Raw genomic sequence first — 11,716 nt, 5'->3', positions numbered from 1 at the left:
AGCGCCAGAAAAATAGCGTTTTGCGCCACACCCAAACGTTTTGCCCGCTCGTACTGATAAGCATCAGGATAATCGCGAATATCCTGCCGCAACACATCAAGATCAATCTTGCGTTGGCGAAACCCTTGAGGTTTACGATGGATGTTCTTAACCCAACGCGTCACGCTCGCCACGCCAACATCAAACCGGGCCGCCACCTCGGCTATCGTAAGTCCTTTTTTCTCTCTGACAGACAGGACTTTACGGCGGAAATCCAGTGAATATGCCATCTTTAAATTATAATCAAAATTATCTGGTTGTGCTATATCTGAACATCATTACGCTATTGGCACAGCTTCATCTGCTTATGTGTCGCCTTGTTGAGATGCTGGCGCAGGAAATGTCTCAAAGACTGAAATGGAATAATCCAGGAAAAGCTCAATTTTTTGCACCAGATCGGCGGACATCGTAATCCGTCTGGAACGGAGATCATCCGGGTTCATATGTTCAATGAGTAAGCCGTGATCGATTGCAATCTGAACATATTTGATGGCGGTACGCTGGCTGATGTTTGGCATCAACTGATACAGCTCAGATTTATGAAAAGTATCATCGAGCCTTAGCCACATTTGTGTAAAAAGGTCATAGTAGTTTAAATCGTGGAAGAGCTTGTCCCCGAGGGCATCCATCCAATATTGATCCGTACTGTTAAGTAATTGAATGACTTGGCGTCGTCTTGCGTTTGTCTGCTTCTCAGGTTTCACCATTTTTCTTCATACCCTTTTCTCTGGCGTTTGCAGTATTTGCATTTGAAGTATCAGAAATATTATACAGCTTTATTGCATGTAATTTTGCATGTATAATTACCGCATTCATGTCGGATAAAAAGCATCTGCAAAAGGAGAACTAAGCCATGATTAACACATTCGAAAAAAGCTGGTTTCGTTATAAGGGCGGCCTACTTCCAACTATCTCAGCATTGCTTTATTGCCAGCTAACTTATTTTGCCGGGATCGCATTAATCTTGTCGCTGAATCCGGTGCTCATGACAATCGGCACGCTCGCAATGGCTCATGGCATGGTCATCGCCGCCTACATGATTCACGAATGCGGGCACAATGCCGTATTTAAATCATCGCATCACAATGCGTGGTTGGGAAGCGCATTAAATTGGCTTACCGGCGGCTGCTATGGCACGTATGATGATTTGCGTGCGAATCATATGAAACATCACATAAATAATGTCGATGCCGTGACATTCGACTACCGGAGCTATCTTGCACGTCATCCGATTCAATTCAAAATTGTGAAGTCATTGGAATGGTTATACGTACCAGCTGTAGAGTTCCTTATGCACGCTGTTCTCATTTTCGCTCCCTTCCTTTTTAAGGAAAAAGAGGATCAACAGCTTCGGGTAATTGGCATAATCATGGTCCGATTCAGTCTGCTACTGGGATTATTCCTATACTCGCCTATTGCTTATGCCTGTTATCTCCTGGCCTATGCCATCTTTTTGACGGTTTTGCGCTTCATGGATGCGCTTCAGCACAATTATGAATTTATTGTAGAAGCGGATAGCAACTTCAATCTGATAAAGCACAAAGGCGACCGGAACTATGAGCAGTCTCACACTTTTAGTAATCCGATTTCAATCAATCACGCCTGGTTAAACCTTCTTACACTTAACTTTGGCTATCACAATGCACATCACACGAAGCCTACCACGCCTTGGTATGATTTGCCAAAATTACATAAGTCGCTGTATGGCAACGAAGCAATTTTTGTTATTCCGTTTCGCAAACAACTATTGAGCTTCCATAAGAACAGGGTAGCGCGCGTGATGGGTGATGATAGTGAAACGCAAAGTAACCGGTTTGCACAACGCCTTCAGGACGGCTCTGCGGTAGGAGCTAACGGCGTATCTTTCCTGAGTTCCTTCTAACCAAATGGTGCCAGCGTGCCTGCCGAGGTATTATGCAAGAAAACCTAGTTTTTGCGTATGGGGAAGTACTGCTTTGATGGCCGAGGGCATGCGTGCAGCAAGCATGCTGATTGCTGGCGGTAGGCTTGAGCATAATGTGTGGCCTGCATCAGCCACACGTTATTAGCCTGTCCTCTTGAGAACAGTGGAGTTCATCAAGGTTTTCGTCAGTTCACACTATCTTCCCATGCTTTCAGACGCTGACATGCCTTTCAAATACCACGGAAACGTGTGCAGCCTTTGACCCCGCGTATAACTAGGAAATACCGAATAGATGATATTTGCAAGCTGCTCATTGAGCTCAGCCTTTGCTTCTCTGTTGTTGAGCTTATGGTTAGCTTTCCCATCAGGATCTGATTTTTGTTACCGATCTACTGCAGCAAGTTAGCTAGTGCTGTGGCGACTTCCGGCAGTTGTTTTTAAACCCTTGGTTTTGCGAAGTAAATTCAAATTGTTGGCACGACAGTGGCTCAGATATATCATTCAATTCTATTCCCATAATCAAATTTCCTTCAGAGGCAAGTTTACGCACTTCAACCAATAGATCCTGATGTAATGTATCGCAAATACAGCCCTTACTTATTTTTTTCCACGAGAGCAGCTACACACGTCAAAATTTATAATAAATCGTGGAGTTTGATGAGTTTTTGATTGCTTTTTGCTTATTAACCCGTTATTTTTTCAAGCTTTACCCCATTACATCAAATCATGACACAACGCGTTGCATTGGTCACTGGCGCATCCAGCGGAATTGGAAGAGCGACGGCTGAGCTTCTTGCCAAGAATGACTATTACGTATTTGCTATGGCGCGGCGCAGTTACAGGCTGGAACAGATCCGTTCGGATAACATCGAACCCATCTGTCTAGATGTGACCGATGCCGAAGCTATCCAAGAGGCGGTCAACCACGCCATAGCAAGCAAAGGCAGAATTGATTTGCTCGTGAACAATGCGGGCTATGGTCAGATGGGTGCGATCGAATGCGTTTCCATGGAAGCGGCCCATCAGCAATTTGAAGTCAATGTTTTCGGCTATGCCCGTTTTATTCAGGCAGTCATGCCCCATATGCGCGCGCAGAAGTCCGGCTGCATCATCAATATCACCTCAATTCTGGGCAAAATCTCCATTCCAGGTTTCGGCTGGTATGCGGCTTCCAAGCATGCCGTAGAAGCATTATCGGAAACCTTGCGTGGCGAAGTCATCAAATTTGGTATCAAGGTGGTACTTATTGCCCCCGGCCTGATCAAAACCGAATTTGCTGCCAAGGAGCTTAAATTGCTCAAAACGGTTGCCCATCCGCCTGCTTATCTAAAATTGCTTACCTCGCTCCCCCGGCTTCTGGCTGGCGAACCTCAAGCCCCGGGGCCGGGAATTATTGCAAAGGCTGTCCTCGATGCGGCTACCGCATCGTTTCCTCCTATACGGCATGCGCTCCCTGCAGATTCCAAAACTGCGGTGGTATCAAGATGGTTGCTGGGTGGCCGTATTTTTGACTGGGCAGTCCGCCTGAAGATGAGAATCTGAATAGCTCTATGCGGCAATATTCAAGCATTCAAGCTTTTTTAGCGTGAAAGAACAGGATCAATCTGATCAGATTCAGTTAGATCTTCATGCTCGGTAACTGGAAAATGATAATAAACTGCGTTCAGATAATGAGCGACGTCTTTGATTTCACCCTCATTCCAGCCAAGACGCATGTTGCTCTGCCAGCGCGCCACCTCTGCCTTCAAGGCACGCCAATCTGCGGCTATTTTCTTTTCACGCCAATGAATTTTAGTATTGTGGCAATGAATACAATGCGTCAAATAAAGCAGTTCGCCGCGGGTTTCGCTTGGCCCTGCTTGTGCATCAGCCTGAGGGTACACAACTAATCCCAGCAGATATATCACCACAACCCAAATTTTCTTTTCTATAGCCACAGTAAGCTTGTAACCCTTTTATTCCATTTCTAAATCAAAACTGACTTTGTCGGCTTCACCTTGCCGTATTATTTATACTGTCTGCGGTTTGCCTTTGCGTCATTTTTGATTTAAAAATGGAATTACCCATGATTTCCTGATTAAACACCACTTCGGCTATTGGCGTATCAGCACAAGCGATACCGTAGCGAACATGTAATGGCAATAGATGATCTTCTCTTGGGTGACAAAATCGAGCAGACGGCGCTTTTTCCCTCTCAATCAATCGCTGTTCGCGCTTTTCAGGTGAAAGAGCCTGGCTGGTGCACGTTTCAATTAACCAGCTATCAAACTCATCGTTTTCTTTGCTGCTATCAATTTCTCGCGAGAAAAATACTTTTAAATTATGAAATGACATACCTGAACCAATAATCAAGATGTTTTTCTTTCGTAAAGACGTGATGGCTTTTCCTAGCGCAATATGCATGCGAGGGTCTAAATTCTTGAGCAGCGATAACTGGAGACAGGGTATCTGTGCCTCCGGATACATCAGCTTGAGCGGCACAAATAAACCATGATCAAACCCTCGCTGTTCATCAAGTCTTGCCGGAATGCCACTTGCTGTGATCAGTTCAAATAGTTCTTTGGCTAGCTGTGGGTGGCCAGGTGCAGCGTATTGAATTTGATAAGCTTCAGCAGGAAACCCGTAGTAATCGTAGATTATTTCAGGATGACTGCCACTTGTTATTGCCGCTATCTCTTCTTCCCAGTGAGCGCTAATAACTAGAATCGATGACGGCGTACCCAGTTTGCTGGTGATCTCTTTCAGAAAAGAAATCATCTTCTCATGTGCTTTATCACCTAGAATAGGCAAAGGCCCACCACCATGTGGTAAATACAAAACCGGTGAAAGTGTTTCGGATGCTGGGCTGACCATATAAAATTCCTGGTGGTAAAAATGCGAAAGCAAGCCTGGCTAATGAGTTGCGGTGCTACATTATTTCATCAGCAACAGATCAAACCAATTACTTTTATTGCAAGATAATGTTAATGGACGCTAAACAAGTGGGCAATAATGCCTCTGCATACAATTTTTGTCTGTTGGCATAAAAAAGCGTCTATTCCGAAAGAGTTAACTAGAATGGGTAATTTATTTCTATAGCTTATAAAATTATTGCTGAGAACTGGGAATGTGGACAGTATTTGTGGATCTGATTATGATAATAACGGCATCAAATTCTAGCTTTAATTAATTCTATTTCTACATCAAAACTGACATTGTCGGCTTCACCTTGCCGTATTATTTATATTGTCTACGGCTCGCCTTCGCGTTATTTTTGATTTGGAAATGGAATAAAAGAGATCAATAAGAAAAAACCGCCCTAAGCGGGCGGTTAAAATATTTTAATCATCATATTTGTTCTATATTGGAATTGTTGTGTTTAGTATATTTAGCGCTAGCCTTTTGATTGTTTCTCATCAGCTTTGTCCGGCATAGACTCACGTTCCATCATCATGCTTGGCGGATACTGCCCTGGTTTTGGTTCCATGCAAGCAGTTAAGGAAGACGCGGCTAAGAGTACAGCTAATATAAGTGAAAGTTTCATTTTGTAGTCTCCTATATAAGCATAGAAAAAATATAAAATAAAATAGATCTTCTAAAATATAAAACACCACAAGCTTTTTCATTAATGAAAAGGCTGTTAATATGATTAACATAGTTAAAACATATTGTCAAGAAAGATGACATTGCACAGAGTTATATGAATGTGTTCTACTCAATCTCAGTCTAATTTTTCCACTTTCGTAAAAGAGTTATGATTTCTGGCTAAATCTGAGCTGGATTCAGATCAAATATATTGCCTAAATTGAGCATCGTTTAATCTACAAGCGATTCTTATTCCATTTCTAAATCAAAAATGACATTGTCGGCTTCACCTTGCCGCATTATTTATACTGTTTGCGGTTCGCCTTCGCGTCATTTTTGATTTATAAATGGAATAAGGCTTAAATAAAGCGCAGAATACTTTCTGGATACCGCCATTTCAAAGCTCGATAAGCACAGCAAATTGGGTAAAGTAACCCCAGGGTCAGGGCAGCAGCAAGAAAAGCTTGCCCAAGTCCAGCACGCTCCAGAAGCAGGGTCAGTAGAGCCAGCACGGCAAAATGGGCAAGGTAGAAAAAAAGGGCCGTTTGGCCAAATACTAGAATAGGGCCATATTGGCCAACGCTTATTTTCGGCTGTAACCACAGCAAGATGGCTAGTATGATCATCATCAATCCTAGCTCCAGCGAAATATAGCTAATGCTCGGTGGATATTTGCTGACATGCAGCCACTGAATAACCGAATGGTCTTCGCGGTACAGCAACATATTGCCATAGTCATTGACGCCACGCACAAGCAAGAAGCAGATCAAAGCTAGCAGACCACCTGCCAGCAACACACGCGCAACTGGCCAACTGTTTTTCTGACGAGCTGTCAGCCAGTCGCCAAATACCCATCCCAGCATCATGATGGCTAGCCATGGAATCGCCGGGTAAAGCACGGTAAATGATTCGCTGAACCAAGGGGCAAAGGTTAGCGCCAGCCACAGCGGTACCTGCTCATGCGGCTGCCAGAACAAGACAGTGAATGCTTCCCCGCCTATGAGCAGAATCAGCGCGCTGATCAATAAAACGCGCCTACCCAGACGATAGAGCAGCGCCGTTAGCATCATGCTGACGCCGATCGCATACAGTACTTGCAGATATAACTTCCCATTTAAGAATGAAAATACTACTATATCCAACAGCGCAATGAATGCGCCGCGAATGAGCAGATCACGATCAATAGCCTTGCTGCCAAAACCTTTTTCACGCCTCTGCACGATACTAAGTGCCATCGCTGTTCCCGTCAGAAACACAAAGGTGGGTGCGCTCAGATGCGTTATCCAGCGTGTAAAGAATTGCTCGGCAACAAAACTTGATCCAACCACATGCATTACAATGGTATCGTTTGCAACACGCCCTTGGTTAAAAAATGCTGATGCGTGATCCAGTGTCATCAATATCATGACAATGCCGCGCATCCAGTCGATTGCTGCAATGCGACCCATGTGGTTCTACCAAGTAGCTAGACTCGCTTTTCAGCTTTCAGGTTGCCGCCCAAAACGAGAAGCATTAAGCGTAATGTCAGCGCGCTGCCATGCCTTCTTGAAGCGCGCCTCGATGAGTGCTGCCTGATCATTTTTTTGCTGAGCGCGCAACGCTTGCATCAAACCGTACAATGCCCAGCCATTGTTGCGATTGCGACGCAAGTCTTCCCAATATACCGTTTCTGCTTCGTCTGCCTGCCCCGCTTCGAGCAGAATGGCCCCCAGCGCTAGTCGTGGCGGAAAATGCCATTCGGCAGGCTCAGTATAAACCAGGCCATCTTCCAGGCGGACCGCACGGTCCAGAAGCGCAATCGCTTCGTCAAATCTTCCTTGAGCGGCAGCGATTTCGCCGGCCAATACCTTTGGCCCGATAGCGAGTACGCTACGGGCAGTATTCTGTGAGAATAACGGCGTATCCCAGCCTGGTTCCTGCATGATTTTGTCGAGTGATGCGAGCTCTTGCTCCGCTTGCTGCAGTTGGCCTGTCGCCACAAATGCGAGACCACGCACATAGTGCCAGCTACCTGTCAAGAATGCATTGGTTGCAGGGGGGGCTGGTTCTTTGAGCACCTCTTGCCAGCGACCAAATCGCGCCAGTGACCAATACGGAATGACACGGAATATCACTGTGATGGGTAATTCATTCAGTGTGGTATCGCTGATCTGAGCTGAAGCTTTGCGGGCTGCGTCGAGCGCAATCTTGCTTTGTCCATCCAATGTTGCTGCAAACCAGAGAAAGTGGATGTTGTGCGGATAATACCCAATCGGATAGATCCCTTGCGCTTGGGATTGTGCAAGATAGTCTTCATCTGCGGCAATAGCGAGTTGATTGCTTTTCATCGAGTCTGCATAGCGCCCGACCCGCTGATAAATATGCGAAGCCATATGGACTGTATGGCCTGCATCTGGCATGAGCGTCAATAATGTATCCGCTGCTTTTTCCGCGCGCTCGGGGGTACAGGTGGATTCCATGAGATGAATGTACATATGCAAAGCGCCGGGATGCTTTGGATTTTTACGCATGACTTCTTCCGTGATCGCGACAACTTCGGTGGTGCCTTCATAGGGCTGCCCGTCTGGCATCCAGTAGCCCCACGGCCGAACATCCATCATCGATTCGACATAAAGTATGGCGATATCGAGATCATCCGGAAAGTGTTGGTGTGCTGACCGCATGGCTGCTGCATAAGCCTGATTATTCGCGCTACGATCTTCTGCTTTACCCGTATAACGTTTTTCCAGCGCACGAATCAGTGCCTGTTCTCTCGGTGTTGCGGTTGCCATCAGCGAAACCGCCTTTTGAACAAGCTCATACGCCTCTTGCTCTTTTTGTGGTTCCATCATCATATTAATATTGGGTCCTAGTACGAGCGCCTGACCCCAATAAGCCATTGCCAAAGTAAGATCGAGGCGCGCTGCTTCGCTGAAGGCACGGCCTGCTTCGGCATGATTGAATCCATAAGCCAGATTCAACCCTTGATTCATGAATAATTGCGCCTGCGGGTTATCGGTACTTACGGGAAAAGTATGGGGGCCAAGATTTAGCAGCTCGGGCACGAGCTGATCAGCTGCTCCCGAATGATTGGCTTGTGGCCTGTGTGCATGCTTATGAACCGAGGTGGGTTGATTTGTTGCCTGTACTAAATTTATCTGAGCCTGTGCGCTTAACGAGATAGTAACGGTAATCAGGAAACTCCAGCTCAGGAAACGAAGCATCTTGTCTATCATAATTGCCCTCTTTGTCTATACAGCAGGTGATCCTACTTTATCATTAACATTGATTTTGTAATAGAACTAGGTAGAGCCGAATGATGGGATCTGGTCTAACTGACCATGAGTCAGACCAGAAGGAACCCGCTCTTGGAGCTTTTTTCAATAGGATAAGGAACGAGCTTTTTCATCTAAAACCAGTCTGCCATTTTCATCGACTTGCATGTTAAAAGTACGCCAGTCCCTTGTTTTAACATGAACGTCATAGGTAGTGACTGAATTCATTATTTCCTGTTCAATTTTCTCAGCTTCCCCACCTTGTAAGTTTGCAATAATCGTTTGTTGAACAGGTTCTGGAAGCTGGTATAGCTTGACCTCTGCTTCATATTTTTGAGCGAAGATGGGTGTGACAAAAGCGGTAAGGGCAATCGCGGTTATAAGTGTACGTGCTTTAATATTCATCTTGATTCTCCTGTGAATGTTGTTAATACAAACAGTTACATAGAGTTTCTGATAAAGACTGTCAACACGAGTGGCTGTTAGTGAGCGGATAGCAACTAATTTGCTCAGAGGCACTCACGATCAATCCTACGTAAAGTAGTAAGAGAAAGCAATGATAATTCCATTTCCAAATCAAAAATGGCGCGAAGGCGAGCCGTAGACAGTATCAATAATACGGCAAGGTGAAGCCGACAAAGTCAGTTTTGATTTAGAAATGGAATAGATGATGACAATGCAGTCATAGCTATAAAAAAAGCCCATCAGCTTAGCTGATGGGCTTTTGCAATAATAATTATTACATTGTTACCGCAAGTACTACAGCAAAGGAATAATCAGCAATGCTACGATATTGATAATTTTAATAAGTGGGTTGATAGCTGGGCCAGCCGTATCTTTGTACGGATCGCCAACAGTATCACCGGTAACCGCTGATTTGTGCGCTTCACTTCCTTTACCGCCATAGTTACCATCTTCAATGTATTTTTTCGCATTATCCCATGCACCACCACCTGTTGTCATGGAAATAGCCACGAACAGACCGGTAATGATAGAGCCCATCAATACACCACCCAGTGCTTGTGGGCCTAGGATTATGCCCACTAACAAAGGAATCAGAACTGGCAGCAACGAGGGTGCGATCATTTCTTTAATGGCTGCTTTGGTCAGCATGTCAACCGCACGCGAATAATCTGGTTTACCTGTTCCTTCCATGATACCGGGAATTTCTCTGAATTGACGGCGCACTTCAATGACGACAGAACCTGCGGCACGCCCAACGGCTTCCATCGACATGGCACCAAACAAGTAAGGTACCATACCACCAATGAACAGACCGATAATGACCAGGTGATTAGACAAATCAAAAGTGAGCAACTTATTAGCATGCTCCAGACCGTAGGTATAATCAGCAAACAGTACGAGTGCAGCTAACCCTGCAGAACCAATGGCATAACCTTTGGTTACAGCTTTGGTGGTGTTACCCACCGCATCGAGTGGATCAGTAATCGCACGCACGGACTCGGGCATGCCGGACATTTCAGCAATACCCCCTGCATTGTCAGTGATGGGGCCATAGGCATCCAGTGCCACAATAATACCGGTCATGGACAGCATGGCGGTAGCTGCAATGGCAATCCCATACAGTCCTGCCAGCGAATAGGCAATCAGGATACTCGCACACACTGCCAGCACAGGTGCAGCCGTAGCACGCATGGATACGCCCAGACCCGCGATAATATTGGTGCCATGTCCTGTCGTTGATGCGTTAGCGATATGCTGAACAGGTGGATATTCGGTCGAGGTGTAATACTCGGTGATGATGACCATCAATCCAGTCAGGATCAACCCGATCGCCGCACAAATAAACAAGCGCATAACCAGTTCACCGCCAGCGATATCAATCCCATCCAGGTTTAATGACAGACCACCCATAAACCAGACAGTGACGGGCAGATAAGCGAAAAACGCAATGCCGCCTGCAACAGCCAGGCCGCGGTAAAGCGCATTCATGATTTTGCCGCCTTCACGCATTTTGACATAGTAGCAACCTATGATAGAAGCGACGATCGAGACCGCACCCAGCATCAATGGATAAACAACAGCATTAGCAGCGTCCGACGTGAACAACAAAGAACCCAGTATCATGGTCGCGATGATGGTAACGGCATAGGTTTCAAACAAATCGGCTGCCATCCCGGCACAATCACCCACATTATCCCCTACGTTGTCCGCAATGACTGCCGGATTGCGTGGATCATCTTCAGGAATACCCGCTTCGACCTTGCCTACCAAGTCTGCGCCAACGTCTGCACCTTTTGTGAAAATACCTCCACCCAGACGTGCGAAAATGGAAATCAGCGAACCACCAAAGGCAAAACCAACCAGCGGATGAATGATATCGCTCATAGCCTGATCAGCAGTTGAATCACTGTATAGCAGTGCGCAATACCCTGCTACTCCCAATAATCCAAGTCCTACCACCAGCATGCCAGTAACGGCACCGCCGCGGAAGGCAATTTCCAATGCTTGATTCAGACCGGTACGTGCCGCTTCGGCCGTGCGTACATTGGATTGTACCGATACGGTCATACCCATGAAACCAGCGACGCCAGAAAGCACTGCGCCTAAGGCAAAACCAAAGGCTGTGCTCCATGAAAGTGCCACGCCTATGGCAAGAAATAAAAGCACACCAACCATACCGATTGTCATGTATTGGCGCTTGAGATAAGCCGACGCACCTTCTTGTACGGCAGCAGCGATTTCCTGCATACGTGCATTGCCGGGAGACTGAGCATAGATACGCCGGATCCAAATGCCACTGAAAACCAGGGCAAGAATCGCGCTGATAATTGCGATCGTTAAACCGTTTGCCATAAAGAACTCCAATTAAAGCCAGACCACCTGAAAAACATGCGAAATTTGGTCTGGAAATTTCGCATCAATCATCTAATTTGAACCAGAAACAGCAAGAGCGCCTATTTTATACGTCTTGCCGTCAGAATGTAACTGTATG

Annotated in this window: 11 protein-coding genes; 2 read left to right on the top strand and 9 right to left on the bottom strand. The window is 45.9% G+C overall.

Annotated elements, in window-relative coordinates; translation table 11 throughout:
• Together BM122_RS14040 and BM122_RS14035 are read right to left on the bottom strand one after the other, a co-directional pair.
• Positions 1–269 (bottom strand): IS630 transposase-related protein (locus tag BM122_RS14040; protein WP_074906149.1); only part of this gene is annotated, 269 nt, incomplete at its 3' end.
• Positions 270–344: 75 nt separating this feature from the next.
• Positions 345–746: a MarR family transcriptional regulator gene (locus BM122_RS14035; protein WP_256212070.1), complete on the bottom strand. Its 402-nt coding sequence runs from the start codon at positions 744–746 to the stop codon at positions 345–347.
• A gap of 146 nt (positions 747–892) precedes the next feature.
• On the opposite strand from BM122_RS14035, the gene BM122_RS14030 reads away from it, so the two are divergent.
• Positions 893–1,921, top strand: a complete 1,029-nt coding sequence (locus BM122_RS14030) for a fatty acid desaturase family protein (RefSeq protein WP_074906147.1) — start codon at positions 893–895, stop codon at positions 1,919–1,921.
• 747 nt (positions 1,922–2,668) lie between these two features.
• On the top strand, positions 2,669–3,484 hold the full coding sequence (locus BM122_RS14025) for an SDR family NAD(P)-dependent oxidoreductase (protein WP_074906145.1): 816 nt from the start codon (positions 2,669–2,671) through the stop codon (positions 3,482–3,484).
• A gap of 38 nt (positions 3,485–3,522) precedes the next feature.
• On the opposite strand, the gene BM122_RS14020 is transcribed toward BM122_RS14025, so the two are convergent.
• From BM122_RS14020 to BM122_RS13995, 7 genes are all read right to left on the bottom strand, one after another.
• Positions 3,523–3,879 (bottom strand): hypothetical protein, encoded by a 357-nt coding sequence (locus BM122_RS14020; RefSeq protein WP_143083451.1) that lies wholly within the window; start codon positions 3,877–3,879, stop codon positions 3,523–3,525.
• 55 nt (positions 3,880–3,934) lie between these two features.
• Positions 3,935–4,795, bottom strand: coding sequence for a DODA-type extradiol aromatic ring-opening family dioxygenase (locus BM122_RS14015; protein WP_074906144.1), 861 nt, complete (start codon positions 4,793–4,795; stop codon positions 3,935–3,937).
• Positions 4,796–5,315: 520 nt separating this feature from the next.
• Positions 5,316–5,465, bottom strand: a complete 150-nt coding sequence (locus tag BM122_RS23410) for a hypothetical protein (RefSeq protein ID WP_177198147.1) — start codon at positions 5,463–5,465, stop codon at positions 5,316–5,318.
• A gap of 400 nt (positions 5,466–5,865) precedes the next feature.
• Positions 5,866–6,954 carry an acetyltransferase domain-containing protein gene (locus tag BM122_RS14010; RefSeq protein WP_074906143.1) on the bottom strand — a complete coding sequence of 363 codons (1,089 nt, stop codon included), beginning with the start codon at positions 6,952–6,954 and terminating at the stop codon, positions 5,866–5,868.
• A 30-nt stretch (positions 6,955–6,984) separates the two neighbouring features.
• Positions 6,985–8,721 (bottom strand): hypothetical protein, encoded by a 1,737-nt coding sequence (locus tag BM122_RS14005; RefSeq protein ID WP_074906142.1) that lies wholly within the window; start codon positions 8,719–8,721, stop codon positions 6,985–6,987.
• Between the two features lie 144 nt (positions 8,722–8,865).
• Positions 8,866–9,165, bottom strand: a complete 300-nt coding sequence (locus BM122_RS14000) for a hypothetical protein (RefSeq protein ID WP_074906139.1) — start codon at positions 9,163–9,165, stop codon at positions 8,866–8,868.
• Between the two features lie 354 nt (positions 9,166–9,519).
• Positions 9,520–11,577, bottom strand: a complete 2,058-nt coding sequence (locus BM122_RS13995; protein ID WP_074906138.1) for a sodium-translocating pyrophosphatase — start codon at positions 11,575–11,577, stop codon at positions 9,520–9,522.
• Positions 11,578–11,716 lie beyond the last annotated feature (139 nt).

The sequence above is a fragment of the Nitrosomonas communis genome (genome assembly GCF_900114745.1).
Taxonomy (GTDB): domain Bacteria; phylum Pseudomonadota; class Gammaproteobacteria; order Burkholderiales; family Nitrosomonadaceae; genus Nitrosomonas; species Nitrosomonas communis_A.
Note: the sequence above shows the minus strand (reverse complement) of the source record. Positions and strands in the feature narration are given on the sequence as shown.